Genomic DNA, 22,121 nt, shown 5'->3' on the forward strand with positions numbered 1-22,121 from the left:
CAATCAAGGAGGCCAGGGCGCGTGCGTAAATTGCTGTTCCAGATGATGGCGCTGCTGGTGGCGGCGGCACTGATGTCGTCATGTACCGCAGGCCCGGACACCAACGGTCCTTCACCCAGCACCCCTGCTGCAAGCTCGCCCGGCACACCGAGTGCGTCCGACACTCCTGCCCCGGACACCGAAACGTCCGCCCCGGCCCCTGCGCCGTCATCACCCCCCGCACCGTCAGCTGGACCGGGAGCCGGCAACGCCGAGCTGGCCATCATGGTCACGCCATCCGAAACTGAGACCACAGAGAACTACACGCTGGTCTGCCAGAACGGCGTCCCGGCAGCCGAAAGCAAGCACCCTACCGCGGAAGCGGCCTGCACCGCCCTCAAGAACAACGCCGCGCTGTTGAGCCCGTCCACCAAGGGCACGGCCCAGGCCTGCACCGAACAATATGGCGGACCGCAAAAGGCCACCGTCACCGGAATCGTGGACGAAACTCCCGTGGATGCCACCTTCGCCCGCACGAACGGCTGCGAGATCAGCGCCTGGAACGCAGCCCAGGACATCCTTGGTGCCAGCGGTGGAGCAGCTTAGCCTGCTGGCGGCCAGCGACTGGAAAGAGCGCGAAGCAGCGCATCAGCAACGCGTCCGCCGCTATTCCGATCCCTACCTTGCCCGCCGCTCGGCCGGCAGGAAGCACCCCGTTGAGGACTTCCTTTTCACGTACTACACCCAAAAGCCCGGCCAGCTGCTGCGCTGGCACCCGGGCGCCGGCGTCGTCCTGGCGGGTGCGTCCGCTGTTGCCCGCAGCGCTTGGAAGCACTACAGAATGCTCGACGACGGCGAACTCGCCGCCGTAGGACTGCCGGCCGGGAGCAGGGCGGTCACCTTTGACCGCCGCGCCTTCCTGGAGGACAGGCACCAGGCTGTCGCCTTCGCCGGGATCATTCTCCGCGGAACGGCAGCCCGGCCCGCCCAGTTCGGCTGCTTCGGACTGCACGAGTGGGCCATGGTCTACCGCCAGGACAAGTTCGACCGGCGCCACGAGTACCTGAGCCTGAGGCTGGGATCCGCCGGCACGGACAAGGTGGTGGAGGACAACCGGATCCGGTGCTCGCACTTTGACGCCTTCCGCTTCTACACGCCGGACGCTGTGCCCCTCAATGAGCTGACGCCCAGCCGGGACAACCAGGGCGACATGGAACAACCGGGGTGCCTGCACGCGAACATGGACCTTTACAAGTGGGCGTACAAGCTGCTGCCTGCACTTCCCAGTGAGCTGGTCATGGACTGCTTCGAGCTCTCCTGGCGGATCCGGGCCATGGACATGCAGGCCTCCCCCTACGACCTGGCGGAGTGGGGATACCCGGCCATCCGGATCGAAACCTCCGAGGGGAAAGCGGCCTACGTTGAACACCAGCGGGTCTTCGCAATCGAAGCAGCTGCGCTCCGCGGGCGTTTGGCACAGGCGCTGACGCCGCTCACACCCGCGGTGGCACCTCCGGGAGCGGGACTAAGGGCTTCGGGCGGGCCCGCATGACAGGGCGCAGCGACGAATTAGCCCAGGTTGACCTGACTATCAGGCTGACGGAAGAGCCCGGTGGCGCCGAACACGTCTTCCGGTTGGTGGCCGTGGACGACAGGCCCGGAGTTGCCTCCAGCCTGCCGGATCCAGAGGCTGCGCTGGCAGCCCTTGAGCGGTCCGGCGAGGATATCTTCTTTCCAAAGCCTGGTCCGCCCAGGCTGTGCACCCAGCAGTACGGTGGCCCGCAGGTCGCCGTGGTGACCGGGGCTTTTCACGGCCGGAACGTCAATACGGCATTCCGGCGCACGGATGGCTGCGAGATCGCACGGTGGAATGCCATGGCAGCGCTGCTGGGAGGAACTCCTGGTTCCCGGGGCGACACTTAGGGCTTCCGCTGCGCGGAGTCAGCAGGATCGGGACTCAGTAGGATTAATCACAGCGCCACCGGCTCCTCCCGGATCCGGCGGCGCTGTGCTTACTCCTGGGTACGTTTAGAGATCCATGTTCATGTTCCCTGACGACCCGGGGAGCTCCTGCTTTTTCTTCTCCCTGGTGACCTGGTCCTTCTTGCCGGTGTCTGACGGGCCGGCAGCCTGTTCATCCGCGGGAACCACAACACCGCCCCCCGGGGCAACTACCACCGAGACGAACGTAGGCGTGCTCGAGCCGGCGAAGGTCACCCGGCCAATGTATGAACCTTCAGCGAGATCCTTCCAGTTCAGCGTCACGACCCCCGACTGGCCGTTTCCAAGCCGCAGCGGGTTCGGGGTCACCGTGGCATTTCCAACATTCGCCCCCAGCACTGCGGCGTCCACCGATGCCTTGGTGGGCTGGTCGTTGGGACTCGCGTACAGATTCACGACGATGGCGTACACACCCGGCGCAGGGTTCGGCACGGAAATGGACTCGCTGGCGGAAGCCGTTTGTGCCAGCAGCACCTGGCCTGCCGGCGTGAAGACCACCATGTCGAAGTCTGCCGCCTCGTCTGCGGACAAGACGGAGAATTTGGCCAACGGAGATCCTGCCGGAACGGTTACTTCCTTGGCGTAGTTCGAGGCGTCCGTTTCAAGGGCCAAAGGCCCTGGCACCAGTTCAATGGCTGAGGAATCAGCCTTTGACAGCCCGTCCAGTGTGATGCGGACCGGCACGTTCGTGCCGGAGACCACCGGAATGCCACCCTGACCCGATCCGACGTCCGAGGTGAATGCCACGTTCGCCGGGGCCACCACGGACTGCGGACGGACGGCGATGGGCGATGCCACCTTCTTCCCGGCACCCTCCCAGACCAGGCTGCCCATGGCGAACTGTCCCAGCGCCGCACTGGCGTTTTCGAATCTGACCTTGAAAGTACGCTTTTCACCCGCGGCGCTGAAGTCAAGGACCGACGGCGTGACCGTCACCTTGACGCCGGGAACCTTGGCCTGGGCGCGGTAGACCCCGGGTGTCAGGGCCGTGACGGTTCGCGTGACCTCGATCGTGCCCGTAAGCGCGCCCAGCGCAAATGAGGCAAGGTTCATGTCGCGCGGCGCGGTGGTTCCGAGATCCGGAATACCAAGGTCCAGGCCAGTCCCCTGGATGAACTTCAGGTAATCTTCCTCGGTGTTGTCGTAGGCCAGGCCGGGATTCACCGCCCTGGCAACGTCCACCTGGCCGGCGCCGGTGGCGAATACATCTCCGTTCCGGCTTCCGTCCGCCTTCTTAACGTCAGTGGCAGTGGTCATCATGGCTGACTTGACGGTGGCCGGGGACCAGACGGGGTTCTTGCCGAGCAGCAGGGCACCAAAGCCCGCGACATGCGGCGCGGCCATGGACGTTCCGGACATGATGCCGAACTGGTCACCGCCCGAACTGATGGGCGACACGCCTGCCAGCACAGCTACGCCAGGCGCGGCAACATCAGGCTTCAGCAGGTCCGAGCCAGTGGCGAGGAGAGGTCCGCGGGAAGAAAACCCCGCAATCTGCGGCTGTGGTGCAGCCGGCAGCCCGGTGGTGTCCTTGTTGACCAACGCAGCCTTGATGTCTGGATTCGCCGTGATCTTGTCCTTGATCTGCTGCGTCGCCGGCGGATTCACATGCACTGTGGGGACGGAATGCTGATCAAGGTCCTCAGAAGACGTCTCCAGGTTGACCAGGATCATGCCGATGCCACCCGCCCTCTGGACCTCGGCACTCTTGGCAACCCGGTCAACAACACCGCGGTCGCAGACCACGATTCTGCCGGTCACCTTGGCGGAGTCCAGCGCGTTCGGAGCGCAGAGCTCCGGGTTGGCCGCACCGGCCGCGGCCGCATTTGCCGCCAGGACAACGTTGCTGGCGGGAACGGGATTGGCCATGAGGCTGGCGCCACGGAACTTGCTGCCGTCCTCGAATTCCACGGTTCCCTGCAGCTCCGTTGAGAAGGAACTGGCGGCCACGGTGGTCAACCACGGTGCGCCGTGGTTGACGGTACTGGCGGTGGGACCTAAGTTGCCTGCCGACGCGGCGACAAAAACACCTGCCGACGCTGCCGAAAGGAACGCCAGCGCCACCGGATCGGTGGTGGTGGAAGGTGTGCCGGAGATGGAATAGTTCAGTACGTCCACGCCGTCAAGGATGGCCTGGTTGATTGCCGCCACGGATGCAGAGCTGTAGCAACCGCCCGAGGCCGGGTTCTTGTCTTCCCAGCACACCTTGTAGACGGAAAGCTTTGCCGCCGGGGCCACCCCGCTGGTGACGCCCATGTCGGTTGCGCCAAGGTTGGCCCTGACATTCGCTTTGCCCGCCGCGGTGCTGGCGGTATGGGTGCCGTGGCCGCCCACATCAACGGGCGAGATGAGCTCCTCGGCTGCGCGGTTCTCCGGCGCCACGTCCCTGATGAAATCATCGGCGAAGTAGCGGGCACTCAGCACCTTGGAGTTGCAGGCACTCCCATCGAAGGCAGCCCCGGTGTCTTGGCCCTTCTGGCAGTCGCCAACGAACGTATCGCCGTCGGACTTCAGCATGGCGATCTTCCCGTCCGCGGCGCGGTAGGGCACCCCCACCTGGGCTGGGCCGGCGAGGGGCCGGACTTCATCACCGGCGAAGAACGGGTTGGACGGGGTGTACCCGGAGTCGATAACGCCGACAACAACGCCCTTGCCGGCGTTCTCCTGGCCGCCGAACGTCGTATTCCAGCTGCCGTTGGGCCCGCTGAGCTTGAGGAAGTCCGTGGTGGAGTAGTCCGGGGCATTCTCCGTGTCCGGGGCAACCACCAGGACGGCCGGGTCCTTGGCGAGCTTCACGGCCTGTGCGGCGGTGAGATCGGCTGAGAATCCGTTGATGGCTGCAGTGAACTTGCGCTTGATCTGGATGCTCCCGGCGCTGGCAACGTCGTTCTGCTTCTTCTCAAGGTGGGCCTGGTATTTCTGGACCTCGGGGCGTTCACCGTCCAGCTTGCGGCCGCTCCCGGGCTTGGTAGCCGCGAGGCCTGGAGTGCCGCCGTCGTATGTGGCCGCAGGCTTTTCGGCCAGGACCACAATGTAACGGCCGGCCTGGTAGTCGTACGGATTGACGTTCTTTGCTGCTGTAGCCGTATTTGGCCCGGCGGGCTCCGCGGTAGCGGGGCTCAGCGCCAGCGAGGTAAGGAGGAGCGGCAAACCCACGGCCAACGCCGTCGCTTTGCGGAACCCCCGGCCCCGCATGGGGCTCTTTCCAGTTGATTTCACGAGCGACTACACCTTTCATGAGGTACGGGCCCGGCCACGTTGCCGGCCTGAAACGGCTGGAAAGCGGCTTGCGGTATTACAGGTCTTGTAATACGGCGAGACCAGCCGATTCAAACAGTACAGACTGATAGATTAATATGACATAGAGCAGAATGCTCATGATCTTTTCTGTCACATCGCTCGCTGTAAGCAATGGTCCGATCCTTCGCGCCTGCCCAACCGACGCGATGACGGGACGCAAGAAACGGGGGGCGTCCGCCCAGGGAACGCCAGCCTCGAGGTTAGTGTTGCGATGGGTGGAACCTACTCGCGCGGTGTCCGGACAACCTCGCTGATCCACTGCCGGGTCTTTTCATCCACAGGGCCCGCTACCCGGTTTTCCCTGGCGGCACGGTCCGCCTTAATCTTCTGCAGCACCATCCGGCCCAGCCCGGCGAAAACGGCCACGGCAACAACTTGCAACAGCACGGATTTCGAATTATCAGCCATCTAGCAATCCTAGTGACGCTGCGTGCACAGGGCCAGAGCCGCCGCCGTTTCCGGGCGTTCAAGCCGGCTCCGATCTCCATGACCGCGGCCTGCCCCGCCGAATACAGGGTGGGGCGCTCCGGCCGGTAGAATGGGCTAGCAAGCTCGCGGAGCGCCCGTCCACAAAGTTTAAAAGGCATGTCCCCAATCACTTCGGAACGGCGTGAGACGGCACCACTCCGCTGCGCCCTTACCCAATGCTCACGCACAGGAGTTGCCGGATGCCCCGGATCGTTGTTGACGTCATGCCCAAGCCCGAGATTCTGGACCCGCAGGGGAAGGCCATCGTGGGTGCACTCCCTCGTCTGGGCTTCACCAGCTTTAGCTCTGTCCGCCAGGGCAAGCGCTTTGAACTGACCGTCGACGGCGAGGTGACCGAGGATATCCTGGCCCAGGCCCGCGAAGCCGCAGAGACCCTGCTGTCCAACCCCGTGATCGAAGACGTCGTCAACGTCGAGGTCGTCGAGGCCTGAGATGACTGAACTTCCTTTGATTGGCGAGGCCATCGCCGTCGCCGCGGAGCCGCGCTTAGCCGGCGCCCGGATCGGCGTCGTCACCTTCCCCGGCACCCTTGACGACCGCGACGCCGCCCGCGCAGTCCGGCTCGCCGGCGCCACCCCCGTGGAGCTATGGCACGCCGACACAGCCTTGGGCGACGTGGACGCCGTCGTGATTCCCGGCGGCTTCTCCTACGGTGACTACCTCCGCGCCGGCGCCATTGCCCGTTTCGCCCCGCTCATGGCCAAGATCATCGATGCCGCGAACTCCGACGCCAAGCTGCCCGTGCTGGGCATCTGCAATGGCTTCCAGATCCTGACCGAATCGCACCTGCTCCCCGGCTCCATGATCAAGAACGACCACCTGAAGTTCATGTGCCGCGACCAGGTGCTGCGGGTGGAAAACAGCAACACCGCCTGGACGCTCGACTACGAGGCCGGCCAGGAAATTACCGTGCCGCTGAAGAACCAGGACGGCCAGTACATCGCCGACGAGAAGACCCTGGACGCACTTGAGGCCGAAGGCCGTGTCGTATTCCGCTACGTCGGCTTCAACCCGAACGGCTCACGCCGCGACATCGCCGGCATCTCCAACTCCGCCGGGAACGTCGTGGGCCTCATGCCGCACCCTGAGCACGCCGTGGAGGTTGGCTATGGTCCGGAATCGCTGGATGGCATCGGCGGGTCCGATACTGACGGGCTGGGCTTCTTCACCTCCGTACTGAACAAGATTGTGGGAGGCGCCAAGTGACCACCTCAGCTGAAACCGTCGGCAAGAAGTTCAACATCGACACCGTCGAGAACGCTGCCAAGACCCCGGACACCGAACTCCCCTGGGCCGAACTGGGCCTGAAGCAGAACGAGTTCGACGAGGTTGTCAAGGTCCTGGGCCGCCGTCCCACCGGTGCCGAGCTCGCCATGTATTCGGTGATGTGGAGCGAGCACTGCTCCTACAAGTCCTCGAAGAACCACCTGCGCCAGTTTGGCGAAAAGGTGACCGACGAGATGAAGAAGGACATGCTGGTGGGCATCGGCGAAAACGCCGGCGTGACCAACCTGGGCGACGGCTGGGCCGTGACGTTCAAGATCGAATCCCACAACTCGCCGTCGTTCGTGGAGCCCTACCAGGGCGCCGCCACCGGCATCGGCGGTATTGTCCGCGACATCATCTCCATGGGCGCCCGCCCGGTGGCCGTGATGGATCCGCTGCGTTTCGGCGCCATTGACCACCCGGACACCGCCCGCGTCATGCACGGCGCAGTTGCCGGAATCGGCGGCTACGGAAACTCCCTGGGCCTGCCCAACATCGGCGGAGAAATGGTCTTCGATTCCGTGTACCAGGGCAACCCGCTGGTCAACGCGCTGGCCGTCGGCGTGATGCGCCACGAGGACATCCGCCTCGCCAACGCCTCCGGCAAGGGCAACAAGGTGGTGCTGTTCGGCGCCCGCACCGGTGGCGACGGAATCGGCGGCGCCTCCGTGCTGGCCTCCGAGTCCTTCGACGACACCAAGCCGTCAAAGCGCCCCGCCGTCCAGGTGGGCGACCCGTTCGCCGAAAAAGTCCTGATCGAGTGCTGCCTGGAGCTGTTCAAGGGTTCACTGGTTGAGGGCATCCAGGACCTGGGCGCCGCAGGTATCTCCTGCGCCACGTCCGAGCTCGCTTCCAACGGCGACGGCGGCATGGAAGTTGAACTGACCTCTTGCCTGCTGCGGGACCCCACCCTGACCCCCGGCGAAATCCTGATGTCCGAGTCGCAGGAACGCATGATGGCAGTGGTCACCCCGGAGAACGTTGCTGCTTTCGAAGCGGTCATGGACAAGTGGGCCGTGGAGTACTCCTGGCTGGGCGAGGTGACTGATACCGGTCGCCTGATCATCACGTGGGACGGCGAGGTCATCGTCGACGTGGATCCGCGGACCGTGGCCCACGACGGTCCGGTCTACGACCGCCCGTACGCGCGCCCCGAATGGCAGGACTCCGTCCAGGCCGATGCCTTCACCGGTTCCGTCCAGGATGCGGGCCGCCCTTCCGCCCCCGCTGAACTGGCAGCTGCGGTCACCGAGCTCATCTCCTCACCGAACATGTGCGACAAGTCCTGGATCACCAACCAGTACGACCGCTACGTCGGCGGCAACACAGCTATGGCTATGCCGGACGATGCCGGCGTGGTCCGGGTTGACGAGGAAACCGGCTTGGGCGTGGCCCTGGCCACCGACGCCAACGGCCGGTACACCTACCTCGATCCGTACCACGGTGCGCAGTTGGCCCTGGCCGAGGCCTACCGCAACGTGGCCACCTCCGGCGCGGTGCCGATGGCCGTCAGCGACTGCCTGAACTTCGGCTCCCCCGAGGACCCGGACGTCATGTGGCAGCTTGCCGAGGCCATCCGCGGCCTGTCCGACGCCTGCATGGTGCTGGGTATCCCGGTCACCGGCGGCAACGTCTCCCTGTACAACCAGACCGGGACCACGCCCATTCACCCCTCCCCGGTGGTGGCGGTCCTGGGCAAGTTCGACGACGTCGCCCGCCGCACGCCGTCGGGCTGGCGCGAGGACGGCCAGGCAATCTACCTGCTGGGCACGACGGCGGCCGAACTGGACGGTTCGGAATGGTCGAACCTGCGCGGTCACCTCGGTGGGCTGCCGCCAAAGGTTGACCTTGCCGCCGAGCGCGCCCTAGGTGAGATCCTGATCAACGCGTCCCGGGACGGCATGGTGGATTCGGCGCACGACCTCTCCGAAGGCGGCCTCGCAGCAGCCCTGGTGGAGTCCTCGCTGCGCTATGGCGTGGGCGCACGGATCGCGCTGCAGGACGTCATGGACCGCGACGGTGTGGACCTGTTCACGGCACTGTTCTCCGAGACCCAGGGCCGCGCCATTGTGGGCGTCCCCCGGTCCGAGGAGGTCCGATTCAAGGACATGTGCACCGCCCGCGGCTTCGAACACCTGCGGATCGGTGTGGTGGACGCGGCCAGCGGCCAGCTGGCGATCAACGGCGTCGAGACCCTGTCCCTTGACGCCCTCCGCGAAGCCCATGAGGCCACCCTGCCGAAATACTTCGGCTAGGACCGCACCGAATCCGCGGCGGTTCCGGACCTCCGCATCCCTGAGCCGGGATGCGAAGCCCCGGAACGGCCGCGGATTTTCGTTTTAACATTTTGATTATGGGCAAGGTCGCAAGATTCCTGAGTTTCCCAGCGGTGTTGTTCTTCATCCTGGTCTCTGCGGCACCAACACCAACAGCTGCCTACCCCCGCAGCATGGCCGCCCTGGGCGACTCCATGACGCAGGCCACCAATGCCTGCTGCGCGGAAGGCAACCACCCTGCCCAATCCTGGTCCACCGGGGATGGCAAGGACGACGGCGTGAAGAGCCACTATGAACGGCTGCTCCGCCTGCAGCCTGGAATCTCTGGAAGGAATCACAACGACTCCCAGAGCGGCGCCAAGGTGGCAGACCTTCCAGCCCAGGCTGCCCTTGCCGCCAGTCAGAAGGCGGCCTACATCACCATCCTCGTGGGAGCCAACGACCTTTGCACCCCGTCAGTGGAAACAATGACTTCCGAGGCCCATTTCGCGGCAAATCTGAAGCAGGCGTTGGCTATCTTGGACCAGATGCGCCCCAGGCCACAGGTCTTTGTCAGCAGCATCCCGGACATCCATCAGTTGTGGGCTGTTCTGCACACAAATGCCACTGCGCAGTCCGTCTGGTCGGCTGCGGAAATGTGCCAGTCCATGCTTGCCAGGTCCAACACCGAGGAGGCGCGCCAGCAGGTGGTGCGGAGGGAAGTCGCCTTCAACGCGATCCTCTCCAACACATGTGCGGCGTACGCCGGCACTTGCCGTAGCGACGGTGGAGCTGTGTATGAATATCAGTTCACCACAGACGACGTGAGCACCATCGATTACTTCCATCCAAGCCTGCAGGGTCAGGCCAGGCTGGCGGAGATCACCTGGGAAGCGGCCTGGTAGGAGCCACCCCGAGGAACGAAGAGCTGCAGTCAGTCTTCACTGTGAAGTTCCCGCTGCCTCGTGCTGAGGAGTTCAAACTCCGGCCGGGCAGCCATAAAACGTTCGACGGCGGTCAGCACCTCCACGACATGCGCCCGGTCTGCTGCCACAAGGCCGGCCCCCACCTGGGAGCGCCGATACTGCTCGTGGTCCCCCACCTCTGCCACGGAGACGTCGTAGCGGCGCTTTACCTCGGCGAGCAGCGGCCTGATGACGGAGCGTTTCTCCTTCAGGCTCTGGACGTCGCCTAACAGGATGTCGAATTCGATCCAGCCGATCCACATGTCCTCATGCTACCCATCGGGATGGTCCAGGGTCTCTGTTCACCCGGCGGCCAGGGCCTGTTCGCACCCTTGGATGGCCTCACGCGCATGCTGTTGCTGCACCGGTGTTCCCGCCCGTTCGGCCCATTGTTCGGCCAGCTGGAACTCCACCAGCGCCTCGGCAAACCGGCGGGCACCGTGCAGCTCCCAGCCCAGGTTGTTGTGCAGCGCCACCATCCAGCGCCGGGTACTCGGATCATGAGCGGTGGACGCATACTCCAGCGCGCTCCGAGTCCAGAGTTCCGCATGCGCGGAGTCGGCGATGGCAAGCATGTGCAGCGCGTCCACGGCGAGGAACTCCTCGCCGAGGTGATCGCCGAGCTCGGCCGCCTGCTCGAACAAGGGCACGGCCATGGCAGCGTGGCCGCTTGAGTTCAGGACCCGCCCCCGCTCCAGCAGGACACGGATGCCAACGGTGGGTTCCTCCGCGTCGATCAAGTCCAGCAGGGCATCGGCCTCGTCGAAGCGGCCCTGCAGGCCGATGGCCCGCCCCAGCTGTGTTGCGAGTTCCGCCTTTTCGTCAGCGTCATATTGGTGGTCTGCCATCGCGTCCCGGAACCGTTGCTCGGACAGCTTCGGATCCTTGAATTCCCACAACCGGTCAAGGGTCTTTTGGTCCAGCATGTACGTTCTCCTGATCAGCTTTCACCGTCGGCAAGTTGGCGTGCCCCTTCAATGTATCGGGAAGTGATGTGCCTCTGCGCCGTCCGGGCCAGCACGCCGCCCATCGTGTAAAACCAGTTGGAGTGCCTGCTGAAAGCCGTGATCTTCAAAAACACCCTCCCTTGTGAGTCAATCTCCACCTCGAACGCCTCCTCGCCGCGCTCTGGGTGACCGGGCAACGTGCCGTAGCCGAAGCCGGCTGACTGCGGACCTCCGCCCGGAGCCGGCCGGCGCACCCACACCACCTCACACGGGGCATTGAGGCGGAAAGGCCCGACGCCGAATCCGCTCACCACCCGGGCACCGGAGAGAACGCCGTCGGACTCGGTCCGGATGCGCAGCCCGGACCGCCGCTGCAGCTCCCACGTGAGGATTCCCCGGGCCACCCGCCGGTAGACCGCCAGACCGTCACCGAGGTACGTCTGAGAGACAAGGCGGGGGTATCCTTCCGGCGGCTGGCCATGCTCGGTGGAACCGATGCCCGGGTAGTTCAGTTCGCCCGCCGCCAGGCGTTTTTTAGTCAACGGAACCGCCCTGGGAACCGGACAGCCCGGCCCAGCCAAGCTGCTCCCGCTGCCTGCGGCTCAGGCTGGCAACCACCAGGTCGTAGGAATCCTCCACCATGTCCCGGACCATGGCATCCGGCAGGGTACCGTCAAGGCGCACGCCGTTCCAGTGGGTCTTATTCATGTGCCAGGCGCCCGTGATCTCCGGGTTGGCGGCGCGGAGCTGCTCGGCCAGGGCGGGCTCGCACTTCAGGCTCACGGACCAGTCGTCTGGGTCCATGGCGGATGCCGCGAACATCTTGGCCTCATGCCTGGCACCGCCGGCCACGTGGGCACGGACCTTGAACACAGAGGTCTCAGGTCCGAACGGGAAATCCTCAAAGGCCCCCGGAAACGACAGGCAGATTTTCCTGAGTTGAGCTGTGTCCATGCAGCGAGCCTACAAAGCCTTCGCGGGCGGTGCTAGTCTGCGAGCATGGCACATGACCGGGGGACCATACCTGTTCTGGACCTGAGCAGCGCACGCCAGCCAGACGGAACCTTCAGTCCGGATTTTATTGAGCAGCTCCGTGATGCCACCCACCGGGTGGGCTTCTTCCAGCTCACAGGCTACGGCGCCTCACCCGGACAGGCAGAGGGTCTCCTGGCAACCATCAAGCGTTTCTTCGACCTGCCCCTCGCAGAACGGATGAAGCTGGACAACCGGCTGTCACCCCATTTCCGTGGCTACACACGGATGGGCACCGAAGTCACCCAGGGCAGGGCGGACGCGCGGGAGCAGATCGACTACTCTCCGGACCGTGAACCGGTCCGGGAGTATCCCCGGGATCAGCCATACTGGCTCCTCCAGGGCCACAACATGTGGCCGGATGAGGCCCTGCCGGAGCTGGAGCCTGCCGCGATGGCCTGGGCAGGGCTGATGTCCAGGGTGGGGAGCGAGCTGCTCCGCGGCATCGCAGTATCCCTCCAACTGCCGGAGGACTACTTTGACGAACCGTTCCGGGACACACCCGCCTGGATGGGCAAGCTGGTCCATTACGTCGGCGGTGTGGTGGAGGCGGCCGGAGACCAGGGTGTCGGCTCCCACGCGGACTACGGTTTTGTGACCCTCCTCCTGCAGGACGCGGTGGGCGGCCTGGAGGTGCTGCCGCCTGGAGCAGACGAATGGGCGTCCGTGCAGCCCATTCCTGGCGCGCTGGTTGTCAACCTTGGCGAGATGCTGGAGGTTGCCACCGAGGGCTACCTGGCCGCCACCATCCACCGGGTCCAGGCACCTGCCCCCGGAGTGGACCGGTACTCTGTGCCGTTCTTCTGGTCGCCCCGTCTCGATGCGGTAATTGAGCCGGTGCCGTTGCCACCGGAGCTGAAGGCCCAGGCCCGCGGCATCTCCGACGACCCGTCCAACCCGATGCTCGCTTCGTTTGGGCTCAACATGCTCAAGGGCAGGATGCGCGCCCATCCGGATGTGACAGAGCGCCACTACCCGCAGCTGATGAAGCGTTGAACTTGTTGAGCACTGATTAGAGGTTGTACTTCCAGGCCTGTTGCGCCGGACAGACATTCATCACCACGTCCAGGCCGGCGGCCTTGGCGCGCTCTGCGGCGGCCTCGTCAATCACGCCGAGCTGCAGCCACACCGCTTTGGCGCCGACGGCGATGGCCTGGTCAACCACGGCCCCGACTTTCTGGGAGTTCACGAAGCAGTCAACGACGTCGAGGGGCTGCTTGTCCGCCGGAATGTCGGCAAGGGCGCGGTAGCCGGTTTCGCCGTGCACCGCGTCCCCAGGCAGGTTGACGGGGATGATCTCCATGCCCAACTGGTCCCTGATGAACAGCGAGGTGTCGTAGGCCGCCCGCCATTCATTGGACGTCAGGCCCACGATGGCCCAGCGCCCCTTGGTGCGCATGAGGCGTTCAACGACTGCAGGATCATTGGTGTGGCCCATAAACCAAGCCTAGCCTGCGCCTACCGGCTGAACTTCTTCAGCCAGCTTGCACCGGGATCGGCCTTGCCGGCCCTGGTCTTGGCTGCGGTAGCCGGCACTGTCATGGCGCCCTTCAATGTTCTCTCGGCGCTTTCAGCCAGGGTCCGGCGCAGCTGATTCTGTACTCTTCCCAGCTCCACCGCACCGTTTTTCTGCGTTTTGACAGCGTCCTCCTCAGTCTGGGACTCGGTTGCCTTCCTGGACTCTGCCGCTGTGCCGGCAGCGCTGTCCGGATCCTTGGCGGCAGCACCGCCGTCGTCCTTTTTGGCCGTGACTCCCGCCTCCGCAGCTGCCTGATCCTGCACTGCCCCTGTCAATGGCTGTTCCGGCAGCGCCGGCATGGACTGAACGGCGGGCGCGGGCTCATGCTGCGCCGTCGGTTGGGGGGCCGGCAGTAAGCCGGCGGTGCTGGCTGATGGACCCCCCGCGATGGTCCAGGAGGGAGCCCAGCCCTCTAACATGTGCTGGACGGACATGCTGGTCTGCCGGCCCTGGCCTGATGCGCTGGCAGCAACGCCGGTGACACCAAAACCCATGCCTGCAACGACAGCCAGGCCAACAACGGCGGCCCGGTGTTTGCGCAGCCAGCGCTGTCGTCCAAGCTCATGCGTGCCAGCCATCAAGGCAGCCAGTTGGGCGTTGGGGGTGGGCACCGGCAGGCACGCCAAGGTTCCCAAGGACAGCAGGGCGGCGCGGAGCTCGGTGGCCTGCGCCTGGCCAGCGTCGAGCAGCATCTCATCCACGGTCTTGCCCAGATAATTGGCGTTGAAAGTCATGGCGCCACATATTCCTTTACTGCGGACTGCTCACGGAGTTTGGTCAAAGCACGGCGCTGGAGCTGTTTGACGGAGCCGGGGCTCTTTCCCATTACCGCGGCAACCTGGTCAACGGTGAGTCCGCCGATGAGGCGCAGTGTCAGCACTTCCCTCTGCTCGTCGGGCAGGCCTTGCAGGAGGTCCAGGACTTCCTTCGGCGAGAAACGCTGCAGGGCCTCTGCCTCGGCGGAGGAGTCCTCCCGCTGGTCCATTTCCGCCTCAAAGGACAGCTGCACAGGGGTGCGGCTTTGCCGTCTGTGATCGTCCACCAAGCGGGCATGCGCCACCGAAAAGATAAAGGTTCGCAGGCCAGGGATTCCGCCGCTGACGGTATCCAGCTTGGGAAGAATGGCGAGGAACACTTCCTGCATGACCGCCTCCGGATCTTCCACTCCGCGGGCTGTGAGATAGCCCAGGACCTGTGACGCATATGTTCGGTACACGAGGCTGAAGAGCTCTGGATTGCGGGCACCGGCCCGCAACACATCGTCTGTCAGCGCATCGGTCACGGACGTAGGGCTTTCGGTGAGGGGGACTTTGCTTGCTAAGTCTAGGGCCAGTTACGCCTTCGCGGAATGCCCTTGCCCAGCTAACTTTACCCACGGTAACCAGGCTGTCCGAACCAACGGCATCCGTCCCCGCTCCAAAAACCCTGCAGCCCGCGAGGCCTGCCGGGCATAAAAAGAGCCGGGCTGGAACGTGATGGGGGACAAGTTCCAGCCCGGCGCTTCATAGGGGTAATCGCTCCGGACGCCCCAAGGGTTACGCTCTGGCACAAACTTTTTGGACTTTATTTTTGGACGGGATTTTTGGCCGTGGCTGCGCGGCTTTGGACGGGCTGTGAGACGCGGCGCTTATGCCGCGCCGGTCCAACGGGCCGTGGCTGCGGACCGGCATATTGCTTTGGGGAGGGCGAAGACCCGCAGGCTGTTAGCCGGTATGCGCTGGTCATCACAGGCCTGCGGAAACGGGTCTGGATCAGGTGAGGAGGGAAGATCCTGTTTGCCGGCTGGGCAAAGGTCGGTGATCAGCCCCATACCGGCGCACTCGCGGACGGCGGCGATCCCGGCCACGGCAGCGGACTTGTCCTCGTAGGCCGCCGAAACCGCCATCACGGTTCCGTCCGCCGCCTTGAGTTGGAATCTGAAATGCGAGTCCACATCCATAAAGACTTCAAACATCCCGGCCATAACAATCCCTCCGGTCTGCGGGCTCCTGTCCGGCAACATCTTCACCACCGAGCAGGCCTCGACGCACCTCTGCGTCCTTCTCCCGCGGGTCTGGTCGAACGATCCGTTGAGTCACCATGTGTAGTTGATTCAACATGTGTAAACGAGTCTGTCGCCAGCGCGTGTGGCTCACAAGACCGGACGGGTTAACCCTGCGTAAAAAGGATGCAACGACGGCGGCGGGCCGCCCTTCCGGGTGACCCGCCGCCGTCGTATTTCAGGTGGTCCTAGTCCTTGATGAGGTCGTTGACCACAATGGTCTGGTCGCGGTCCGGGCCCACGCCGATGGCCGAGAAGCGCGTGCCGGAGAGCTTTTCCAGGGCCATCACATAGTTGCGGGCATTCTCTGGCAGGTCCTCCAGGGTACGTGCGCCGGTGATGTCCTCGGTCCATCCCTCGAAGTACTCGAAGATGGGCTTGGCGTGGTGGAATTCCGTCTGCGTCATGGGCATTTCGTCGTGCCGGACACCATCGACGTCATAGGCCACGCACACCGGGATCTGCTCGATGCCGGTGAGCACGTCCAGCTTGGTGACGAAGTAGTCCGTGAAGCCGTTGACGCGGGATGCGTGGCGGGCCAGGACGGCGTCGTACCAGCCGCACCGGCGCGGCCGGCCGGTATTGACGCCGAACTCGCCGCCCGTTTTCTGCAGGTACATGCCCATTTCGTCGAACAGTTCAGTGGGAAACGGGCCGGCGCCGACTCTCGTGGTGTAGGCCTTGATGATGCCGATGGAGCGCGAAATGCGTGTGGGCCCGATGCCGGAACCAACGGAGGCGCCGCCTGCCGTGGGATTGGAGGACGTGACGAACGGGTACGTGCCGTGGTCCACGTCCAGGAAGGTAGCCTGGCCGCCCTCCATCAGCACCACCTTTCCCTCGTCCAGCGCCTTGTTCAGGACCAGGGTGCTGTCGATGACCAGCGGGCGGAGGCGTTCGGCGAATGAGAGGAAGTAATCCACGATCTCGTCCACCTCGATGTCGCGGCGGTTGTAGACCTTGACCAGGAGTTCGTTCTTCTGGCGGAGGGAGCCTTCAACCTTTTGGCGCAGGATCGATTCGTCGAACACGTCCTGGACGCGGATGCCGAGGCGGGCCACCTTGTCCATGTAGGCCGGGCCGATGCCACGGCCGGTGGTGCCGATGGCGCGGCTGCCCAGGAAGCGCTCCGTGACCTTATCCAGGACCTGGTGGTAGGGCGCCACCAGGTGGGCATTGGCCGAGACGCGCAGCTTGGAGGTGTCCGCGCCGCGGGCCTGGAGTCCGTCGATTTCCTGAAACAGGGCCTCGAGGTTCACCACGCAGCCGTTTCCGATGATGGGAACCGCATTGGGACTGAGGATGCCTGCCGGAAGGAGCTTGAGTTCGTACTTCTCACCGCCTACGACGACGGTGTGCCCGGCGTTGTTGCCGCCGTTCGGCTTGACGACATAGTCAACACGGCCGCCCAGAAGGTCAGTGGCCTTGCCTTTTCCTTCGTCGCCCCACTGGGCTCCTACGATCACGATTGCTGGCATGGGATCCTCCCCCATTCGTTCGGGCCGTGTTCCGGCTTGCCCACCCTGCCTGATTCGCCAAGGTGGTGCACCGGAAGTCAGCGCCGTTCATGAGAATGCCCCGAAGGCAACAGCGTGGCTGGATCCGCGAGGCGGCCAGCCATGCAAGAGTTCGGGGCTCTTACCACCCAAGTTTAGCGGATGGGGGACTTACTCCACTCGTTGGGCCCGATGGGCCTCCACTCGTTGGGCCCGATGGGCGGACAGCCGCTCCTGGTCCGGTCGTACAGCGGACCTCAGGACACGCCATCCGCCGACACATAGCAAGGATGACTTGCTCCCACGTGCAGGGATGGAATTAAGTGAGAGGGACCATTCGGAGCGGCCGAGAGAAAGTTCCAGCATGTCCTTGAACACAGACCACATTCGCGTCACGCACGCAGGTTCCCTGCCCCGGACGCCCGAGCTCATTGCTGCCAACGCGGCCAAAGAGACAGACGGCATCACACCCGAGTTCCTGGACCTCCTGGAAACCTCAGTGGTGGACGTGGTCCGGCGGCAAAAGGACCTTGGCATCGACATCCCCAATGACGGCGAGTACGGGCACACAATGTCCAACTCGGTGGACTACGGCGCGTGGTGGAACTACTCCTTCTCCCGCCTTGGCGGGCTGGAACCCACCAACGTGGACCGCTGGGCTGACTCCGAGATACACCGTTCCTCGCCCGGCAACATCGTGCTGACATCCTTCCCGGACCGCCGGGACAGGCAGAAGTTCAACGACGCCTACAACGATCCCTCCTCCGGCATCCTGGCCCACCGCAAGAGCGTGACACAGCCCAGGATTGCCGGACCGCTGACGTACACGGGCCAAGACCTGGTCGCCTCGGATATCGCCAACCTCAAGACAGGCCTGGCGGCGGCCGGCCTCACGGACGGCTTTGTGGCCTCACTCTCGCCGGGATCGTGTGCCCGCGTGGCCAATAGCTACTACAAATCCGATGAAGAACTGGTCTACGCCTGCGCCGACGCCATGCGCGAAGAATACAAGGCGATTATCGACGCCGGCCTGACGGTCCAACTCGATGACCCGTCGCTTGCCGAAAGCTGGGACCAGATCAACCCCGAGCCCAGCCTCGAGGACTACCTCAACTTCATCCAGCTCCGCGTGGAGGCCACAAACTGGGCTCTCCGCGACCTGCCCCAGGACCAGATCCGCCTGCACGTCTGCTGGGGATCGTGGCACGGACCGCACACCACTGACATCCCGCTGGCGGACATCATCGGAGCCGTCTTGCAGGTCAACGCCGGCGGCTACTCCTTCGAAGCCGCCAACGTCCGGCACGAGCACGAGTGGCGCGTCTGGGAGGACACCAAGGTGCCCGAGGGCAAGGTGATCATCCCCGGCGTCGTCTCGCACGCAACCAACGTAGTGGAGCACCCGGATTTGGTGGCTGACAGGATTGTCCGGTTTGCAGAATTGGTCGGCAGGGAAGGCGTCATCGCCTCCACCGACTGCGGACTGGGCGGCCGCGTCCATCCGCAGATCGCCGTCGCCAAACTGGAGGCCCTGGGCGAAGGCGCGCGTCGCGCCACCAAGCGTCTCTGGTAGTAACTGAACCGCCTGCGGTGCCTCTGCCTCCTGCCTCCGAACCATCCGGGGCAGGAGGCAGGCACCGCATTTCGTGGGGCTTGCTAAACTGATAAGGACCGCATAGGAATCGGTCCACCACATTTCAAACCATCCCGGACTTGCCGCGCCCACGGTGCTCCATTTTCCGGATTGGCAGCACCGCCGAGCCCCGCAGGAGACATAGCACTACATGACAGCCCTGGCACCTGAATCTTTCCGCGAGCAGCTCCTCAGCCGCCGTTACGAACCCAACGTCGCAGCCGTCAACGAGCTGTGCGATTCCCTGCAGAGCGTCAAGCCGCACACCGAAGTCCCCTACGTTGACCCCATGCACGACGTGGACGAGTGCCGCATCATCAGCCTGTATTCAAACATCGGCGAAGCGGATAAGTCAGGATTCATCACCCCGGGCGACGACGACGCCGCCGCCCGTATGCTGGGCGTCCAGTGGAAGCTGGGCCTGCGTCCCGAGTTTGTGATGCCGTGGAATGTCCACCCTTGGCACACGCCGGGCGAGCCGAACGGAAAGTTCACTCCGGACCAGATCGCTGCCGGGCTCAAGCCCCTGCTCAAGTTCCTGGCCGTTGTCCCGCGCGCATCGGTGATCGTGGCGCATGGTACCGAGGCCAACCGCCTGGCCAACCTGCTGCTGAAGACCGAGGTTCCGCTGCTCTGGCGCCGGGGCCTGAAGACCTACAAGGTCCGCTCCCTCAGCGGTCGCGCGTTTGCCGGAACTCCGGCCCGGCAGGAACAGTACCTTGAGGAAATGCACGTGGCCTACGCGGATGCCATGGCCCGGACAGGCCTGACGAAGCCCAGCTGACCAACGCTCCGCTTAAGTTCGACGGCGGGCGGTCACCTTTTCTTCAAAGGTGACCGCCCGCCGTCGTTCCCCACCCGCACCCTCGCCTCGCAAGCTCGGCCAGGGAACCCTGCGGGCGTGGGCCCATGGAGTTATTTGGCTTCGATGGCTGCTTTCGCTGCCGGGTCCGAATCGTTGAGGAACTTCTCGATGCGTTCCGGCTCGTCGGCCTCGCCGATGGCCGCCGACGCACGGCCCAGCGAATAAAGGGCCCGCAGGAAGCCACGGTTGGGTTCGTGCTCCCACGGGATGGGACCCACGCCGCGCCAGCCGTTGCGGCGCAGCGAGTCCAGCCCGCGGTGGTAGCCCACGCGCGAGTAGGCGTAGGAATCGATGGTGCGGCCCTCAGCCCACGCCTCCTCCGCGAGTACGGCCCACAGGAGCGAGGACGTGGGGTGCTTCTCCACCAGATCGAGTGCTTCCTGGCCGGCCTCCAGCTGCTCGTAGACCTCAGTCTCGGCCGGCAGGAGTGTGGGCTCGGGGCCCATCAGGTTCTTGCGGAACTCGTCGGACATGCTAGAACGTCTTGCCGAGCGAGCCGAGCTGCTTGGCTGCCTCAACCACGCGGGCGGCCAGGCCGGCTTCGGCGGAAGCGCCCCAGACGCGGGGGTCGTACAGCTTCTTGTTGCCGACCTCGCCGTCAACCTTCAGCACGCCGTCGTAGTTCTTGAACATGTGGTCCACCACGGGACGCGTGTAGGCGTACTGGGTGTCGGTGTCGATGTTCATCTTGATGGTTCCGTAGGATACGGCGTCGGCGATTTCCTGGTCAGAGGACCCGGAGCCGCCGTGGAAGACCAGATCGAACGGGTTTTCCTTGCCGATCTTGGCACCGACCTGAGCCTGGATGTCCTTGAGGATCTCCGGGCGCAGCTTCACGCCGCCCGGCTTGTAGACGCCGTGCACGTTGCCGAAAGTCAGGGCAGTGATGTAGCGGCCGTTCTCGCCTGCACCGAGGGCTTCGATCGTGGCCAGGGCGTCTTCCACCGTGGTGTAGAGCTTGTCGTTGATGGCGTTTTCGACGCCGTCTTCCTCGCCGCCCACGGTTCCGATCTCTACTTCGAGGATCATTTTGGCGGCGGCGGTGCGCTCCAGCAGCTCACGGGCGATGCGCAGGTTTTCCTGCAGCGTCTCGGCGGAACCATCCCACATGTGCGAATTGAACAACGGGTTGCGTCCGGCCTTGACCTCAGCCTCGGAAGCGTCCAGCAGCGGCAGGACAAAGCCGTCCAGCTTGTCCTTGGGGCAGTGATCCGTGTGCAGCGCGATGTTGACGTTGTAGTTCTTGGCAACTTCGCGGGCGAATGCGGCGAAGCCCAGGGAACCGGCCACCATGTCCTTGGTGGAGGCGCCCGACCAGTAGGCAGCGCCGCCGGTGGAAACCTGGACGATGCCGTCGGACTCGGCGTCGGCAAAACCGCGCAGGGCCGCGTTCAGCGTCTGCGAGGAGGTGACGTTGACGGCAGGGTACGCGAAGCCGCCCGTCTTTGCGCGGTCGATCATCTCGGAGTAGATCTCTGGGGTTGCAATGGGCATGCTGACTCCTAAAGTGAATTTCGTCTGCGGGTTCTGATTCCTGGAGCGAACCTCGTCGGCTAGGAACTATCCTAGCCATTTCTGTCCGGAGGCCGTGTTTCGGGTCACGCGGAGCGGTAACACTTGCCTAGACGTGCTGGTTGAACACGTGCCGGCGGACCCAGGCGTGCATCGCTATGGCGGCCGCGGAAGCAGCGTTGATGGAGCGCGTGCTGCCGAATTGTTCTATGGATAACGTGGCGAGTGCGGCGTCGTGCACTTCGGGCGTGAGCCCGGGGCCTTCCTGGCCAAACACCAGCACGCAGTCCTTGGGGAGTTCGTAGGTTTCCAGCGGTACCGAGTCGGGGAAGATGTCGATGCCGATGATGGCCAGCCCCTCCCCCTGCGCCCACGCCACAAAATCCTCCACGGTGGGATGGTGGCGGACGTGCTGGTAGCGGTCGGTGACCATGGCCCCGCGCCGGTTCCACCGCCGTCGTCCGATGATGTGGACTTCTTTGGCGAGGAACGCATTCGCGGTGCGCACCACGGTTCCGATGTTGAGGTCGTGCTGCCAGTTTTCGATGGCGATGTGGAAATTGTGGCGCTTCGAATCAAGGTCCGCGACGATCGCGTCGTGTTTCCAGTAGCGGTACTGGTCCACCACGTTGCGGCGGTCGCCATCGGCCAGGAGTTCCGGGTCCCAGTGGTCCCCCACCGGCAGTTCACCTTCCCAGGGCCCGACGCCGACCTCCGCCTTGGGCTCCGGCTCCTCCTCGGGCGGGGGAACGGGCAGGGCAGGGTTCTGGGGGTGGTCAGTCACCCCTCAACACTAGACTGGGCAACTGGAGCATTCATCA

The 22,121-nt window shown here is 64.5% G+C and carries 24 protein-coding genes; 10 read left to right on the plus strand and 14 right to left on the minus strand.

Going from position 1 to position 22,121, the window contains the following annotated elements; translation table 11 throughout:
* The first annotated feature begins 21 nt into the window (after nucleotides 1-21).
* Genes QFZ30_RS17665 through QFZ30_RS17675 form a run of 3 tightly spaced genes read left to right on the plus strand, consistent with a single transcriptional unit; the run spans nucleotide 22 to nucleotide 1,902 of the window.
* Nucleotides 22-585: a serine protease inhibitor gene (locus tag QFZ30_RS17665; RefSeq protein WP_373462858.1), complete on the plus strand. Its 564-nt coding sequence runs from the start codon at nucleotides 22-24 to the stop codon at nucleotides 583-585.
* Nucleotides 563-1,531 (plus strand): 3-methyladenine DNA glycosylase, encoded by a 969-nt coding sequence (locus QFZ30_RS17670; RefSeq protein WP_307078425.1) that lies wholly within the window; start codon nucleotides 563-565, stop codon nucleotides 1,529-1,531. Before QFZ30_RS17665 ends, QFZ30_RS17670 begins: the two co-directional genes overlap by 23 nt.
* The gene (locus tag QFZ30_RS17675) at nucleotides 1,528-1,902 is read left to right on the plus strand and encodes a serine protease inhibitor (RefSeq protein ID WP_307078427.1); all 375 of its coding nucleotides are present in this window, start codon (nucleotides 1,528-1,530) and stop codon (nucleotides 1,900-1,902) included. The genes QFZ30_RS17670 and QFZ30_RS17675 overlap by 4 nt, the downstream gene beginning before the upstream one ends.
* A gap of 105 nt (nucleotides 1,903-2,007) precedes the next feature.
* Here the strand turns inward: QFZ30_RS17675 and QFZ30_RS17680 are convergent, their stop codons facing one another.
* Complete coding sequence (locus QFZ30_RS17680; RefSeq protein ID WP_307080344.1) at nucleotides 2,008-5,175, minus strand: S8 family serine peptidase; 3,168 nt, start codon at nucleotides 5,173-5,175, stop codon at nucleotides 2,008-2,010.
* 327 nt (nucleotides 5,176-5,502) lie between these two features.
* Nucleotides 5,503-5,688: a hypothetical protein gene (locus tag QFZ30_RS17685; RefSeq protein ID WP_307078428.1), complete on the minus strand. Its 186-nt coding sequence runs from the start codon at nucleotides 5,686-5,688 to the stop codon at nucleotides 5,503-5,505.
* Nucleotides 5,689-5,948: 260 nt separating this feature from the next.
* Between QFZ30_RS17685 and purS the strand changes: the two genes are divergently transcribed.
* From purS to QFZ30_RS17705, 4 genes are all read left to right on the plus strand, one after another.
* Nucleotides 5,949-6,200, plus strand: coding sequence for a phosphoribosylformylglycinamidine synthase subunit PurS (purS, locus tag QFZ30_RS17690; RefSeq protein ID WP_214852382.1), 252 nt, complete (start codon nucleotides 5,949-5,951; stop codon nucleotides 6,198-6,200).
* Between the two features lies 1 nt (nucleotide 6,201).
* The gene (purQ, locus tag QFZ30_RS17695; RefSeq protein WP_307078430.1) at nucleotides 6,202-6,975 is read left to right on the plus strand and encodes a phosphoribosylformylglycinamidine synthase subunit PurQ; all 774 of its coding nucleotides are present in this window, start codon (nucleotides 6,202-6,204) and stop codon (nucleotides 6,973-6,975) included.
* On the plus strand, nucleotides 6,972-9,290 hold the full coding sequence (purL, locus tag QFZ30_RS17700) for a phosphoribosylformylglycinamidine synthase subunit PurL (protein WP_307078432.1): 2,319 nt from the start codon (nucleotides 6,972-6,974) through the stop codon (nucleotides 9,288-9,290). Before purQ ends, purL begins: the two co-directional genes overlap by 4 nt.
* A 98-nt stretch (nucleotides 9,291-9,388) precedes the next feature.
* On the plus strand, nucleotides 9,389-10,195 hold the full coding sequence (locus QFZ30_RS17705; RefSeq protein WP_307078435.1) for a GDSL-type esterase/lipase family protein: 807 nt from the start codon (nucleotides 9,389-9,391) through the stop codon (nucleotides 10,193-10,195).
* 29 nt (nucleotides 10,196-10,224) lie between these two features.
* Here QFZ30_RS17705 and QFZ30_RS17710 read toward each other — a convergent pair whose 3' ends face one another.
* The 4 genes from QFZ30_RS17710 to QFZ30_RS17725 are packed head-to-tail and all read right to left on the minus strand — an operon-like array spanning nucleotide 10,225 to nucleotide 12,156.
* Nucleotides 10,225-10,518 (minus strand): DUF503 domain-containing protein, encoded by a 294-nt coding sequence (locus tag QFZ30_RS17710; RefSeq protein ID WP_307078437.1) that lies wholly within the window; start codon nucleotides 10,516-10,518, stop codon nucleotides 10,225-10,227.
* Nucleotides 10,519-10,557: 39 nt separating this feature from the next.
* Nucleotides 10,558-11,181 carry a hypothetical protein gene (locus QFZ30_RS17715; protein WP_307078439.1) on the minus strand — a complete coding sequence of 208 codons (624 nt, stop codon included), beginning with the start codon at nucleotides 11,179-11,181 and terminating at the stop codon, nucleotides 10,558-10,560.
* Nucleotides 11,182-11,195: 14 nt separating this feature from the next.
* Nucleotides 11,196-11,744: a DUF1990 family protein gene (locus tag QFZ30_RS17720; RefSeq protein ID WP_307078441.1), complete on the minus strand. Its 549-nt coding sequence runs from the start codon at nucleotides 11,742-11,744 to the stop codon at nucleotides 11,196-11,198.
* Nucleotides 11,737-12,156: an MmcQ/YjbR family DNA-binding protein gene (locus tag QFZ30_RS17725; protein ID WP_307078443.1), complete on the minus strand. Its 420-nt coding sequence runs from the start codon at nucleotides 12,154-12,156 to the stop codon at nucleotides 11,737-11,739. Before QFZ30_RS17725 ends, QFZ30_RS17720 begins: the two co-directional genes overlap by 8 nt.
* 45 nt (nucleotides 12,157-12,201) lie before the next feature.
* Here QFZ30_RS17725 and QFZ30_RS17730 point away from each other — a divergent pair, with 45 nt between their 5' ends.
* Complete coding sequence (locus tag QFZ30_RS17730) at nucleotides 12,202-13,230, plus strand: isopenicillin N synthase family dioxygenase (RefSeq protein ID WP_307078445.1); 1,029 nt, start codon at nucleotides 12,202-12,204, stop codon at nucleotides 13,228-13,230.
* A gap of 16 nt (nucleotides 13,231-13,246) precedes the next feature.
* Here the strand turns inward: QFZ30_RS17730 and QFZ30_RS17735 are convergent, their stop codons facing one another.
* The 5 genes from QFZ30_RS17735 to QFZ30_RS17755 all read right to left on the minus strand — a co-directional run bounded on the left by QFZ30_RS17735 (nucleotide 13,247) and on the right by QFZ30_RS17755 (nucleotide 17,272).
* Nucleotides 13,247-13,672: a CoA-binding protein gene (locus QFZ30_RS17735; RefSeq protein WP_307078447.1), complete on the minus strand. Its 426-nt coding sequence runs from the start codon at nucleotides 13,670-13,672 to the stop codon at nucleotides 13,247-13,249.
* A 20-nt stretch (nucleotides 13,673-13,692) separates the two neighbouring features.
* The gene (locus tag QFZ30_RS17740) at nucleotides 13,693-14,487 is read right to left on the minus strand and encodes a hypothetical protein (protein ID WP_307078449.1); all 795 of its coding nucleotides are present in this window, start codon (nucleotides 14,485-14,487) and stop codon (nucleotides 13,693-13,695) included.
* Nucleotides 14,484-15,035, minus strand: coding sequence for an RNA polymerase sigma factor (locus QFZ30_RS17745; protein WP_307078451.1), 552 nt, complete (start codon nucleotides 15,033-15,035; stop codon nucleotides 14,484-14,486). The genes QFZ30_RS17740 and QFZ30_RS17745 overlap by 4 nt, the downstream gene beginning before the upstream one ends.
* Before the next feature lie 345 nt (nucleotides 15,036-15,380).
* Nucleotides 15,381-15,716: a YegP family protein gene (locus QFZ30_RS17750; protein WP_307078454.1), complete on the minus strand. Its 336-nt coding sequence runs from the start codon at nucleotides 15,714-15,716 to the stop codon at nucleotides 15,381-15,383.
* 266 nt (nucleotides 15,717-15,982) lie between these two features.
* Nucleotides 15,983-17,272 carry an adenylosuccinate synthase gene (locus QFZ30_RS17755; RefSeq protein WP_307078456.1) on the minus strand — a complete coding sequence of 430 codons (1,290 nt, stop codon included), beginning with the start codon at nucleotides 17,270-17,272 and terminating at the stop codon, nucleotides 15,983-15,985.
* A 382-nt stretch (nucleotides 17,273-17,654) separates the two neighbouring features.
* On the opposite strand from QFZ30_RS17755, the gene QFZ30_RS17760 reads away from it, so the two are divergent.
* A complete protein-coding gene (locus QFZ30_RS17760) occupies nucleotides 17,655-18,863 on the plus strand; it encodes a cobalamin-independent methionine synthase II family protein (protein ID WP_307078458.1) in 1,209 nt (402 codons plus the stop codon).
* 211 nt (nucleotides 18,864-19,074) lie between these two features.
* Complete coding sequence (locus QFZ30_RS17765; protein ID WP_307078460.1) at nucleotides 19,075-19,707, plus strand: uracil-DNA glycosylase; 633 nt, start codon at nucleotides 19,075-19,077, stop codon at nucleotides 19,705-19,707.
* A gap of 131 nt (nucleotides 19,708-19,838) precedes the next feature.
* Here the strand turns inward: QFZ30_RS17765 and QFZ30_RS17770 are convergent, their stop codons facing one another.
* The 3 genes from QFZ30_RS17770 to QFZ30_RS17780 all read right to left on the minus strand — a co-directional run bounded on the left by QFZ30_RS17770 (nucleotide 19,839) and on the right by QFZ30_RS17780 (nucleotide 22,084).
* On the minus strand, nucleotides 19,839-20,261 hold the full coding sequence (locus tag QFZ30_RS17770; protein WP_307078461.1) for a DUF3151 domain-containing protein: 423 nt from the start codon (nucleotides 20,259-20,261) through the stop codon (nucleotides 19,839-19,841).
* Nucleotide 20,262: 1 nt separating this feature from the next.
* Entirely contained in the window at nucleotides 20,263-21,282 is a 1,020-nt protein-coding gene (gene fbaA / locus QFZ30_RS17775; RefSeq protein WP_307078463.1) for a class II fructose-bisphosphate aldolase, read from the minus strand.
* 127 nt (nucleotides 21,283-21,409) lie between these two features.
* Complete coding sequence (locus QFZ30_RS17780) at nucleotides 21,410-22,084, minus strand: TrmH family RNA methyltransferase (protein WP_307078465.1); 675 nt, start codon at nucleotides 22,082-22,084, stop codon at nucleotides 21,410-21,412.
* Between the last annotated feature and the right edge of the window lie 37 nt (nucleotides 22,085-22,121).

It is taken from the genome of Arthrobacter pascens (genome assembly GCF_030815585.1).
GTDB lineage: Bacteria > Actinomycetota > Actinomycetes > Actinomycetales > Micrococcaceae > Arthrobacter > Arthrobacter pascens_A.

Coding starts and splice junctions, on each gene's coding strand:
- QFZ30_RS17705 (WP_307078435.1), top strand. CDS start 9,389: ATGGGCAAGGTCGCAAGATTCCTGAGTTTCCCAGCGGTGTTGTTCTTC.
- fbaA (WP_307078463.1), bottom strand. CDS start 21,282: ATGCCCATTGCAACCCCAGAGATCTACTCCGAGATGATCGACCGCGCA.
- purQ (WP_307078430.1), top strand. CDS start 6,202: ATGACTGAACTTCCTTTGATTGGCGAGGCCATCGCCGTCGCCGCGGAG.
- QFZ30_RS17730 (WP_307078445.1), top strand. CDS start 12,202: ATGGCACATGACCGGGGGACCATACCTGTTCTGGACCTGAGCAGCGCA.
- QFZ30_RS17760 (WP_307078458.1), top strand. CDS start 17,655: ATGTCCTTGAACACAGACCACATTCGCGTCACGCACGCAGGTTCCCTG.
- QFZ30_RS17680 (WP_307080344.1), bottom strand. CDS start 5,175: ATGCGGGGCCGGGGGTTCCGCAAAGCGACGGCGTTGGCCGTGGGTTTG.
- QFZ30_RS17755 (WP_307078456.1), bottom strand. CDS start 17,272: ATGCCAGCAATCGTGATCGTAGGAGCCCAGTGGGGCGACGAAGGAAAA.
- purS (WP_214852382.1), top strand. CDS start 5,949: ATGCCCCGGATCGTTGTTGACGTCATGCCCAAGCCCGAGATTCTGGAC.
- QFZ30_RS17715 (WP_307078439.1), bottom strand. CDS start 11,181: ATGCTGGACCAAAAGACCCTTGACCGGTTGTGGGAATTCAAGGATCCG.
- QFZ30_RS17740 (WP_307078449.1), bottom strand. CDS start 14,487: ATGACTTTCAACGCCAATTATCTGGGCAAGACCGTGGATGAGATGCTG.
- QFZ30_RS17685 (WP_307078428.1), bottom strand. CDS start 5,688: ATGGCTGATAATTCGAAATCCGTGCTGTTGCAAGTTGTTGCCGTGGCC.
- QFZ30_RS17725 (WP_307078443.1), bottom strand. CDS start 12,156: ATGGACACAGCTCAACTCAGGAAAATCTGCCTGTCGTTTCCGGGGGCC.
- QFZ30_RS17675 (WP_307078427.1), top strand. CDS start 1,528: ATGACAGGGCGCAGCGACGAATTAGCCCAGGTTGACCTGACTATCAGG.
- QFZ30_RS17750 (WP_307078454.1), bottom strand. CDS start 15,716: ATGGCCGGGATGTTTGAAGTCTTTATGGATGTGGACTCGCATTTCAGA.
- QFZ30_RS17770 (WP_307078461.1), bottom strand. CDS start 20,261: ATGTCCGACGAGTTCCGCAAGAACCTGATGGGCCCCGAGCCCACACTC.
- QFZ30_RS17735 (WP_307078447.1), bottom strand. CDS start 13,672: ATGGGCCACACCAATGATCCTGCAGTCGTTGAACGCCTCATGCGCACC.
- QFZ30_RS17765 (WP_307078460.1), top strand. CDS start 19,075: ATGACAGCCCTGGCACCTGAATCTTTCCGCGAGCAGCTCCTCAGCCGC.
- QFZ30_RS17710 (WP_307078437.1), bottom strand. CDS start 10,518: ATGTGGATCGGCTGGATCGAATTCGACATCCTGTTAGGCGACGTCCAG.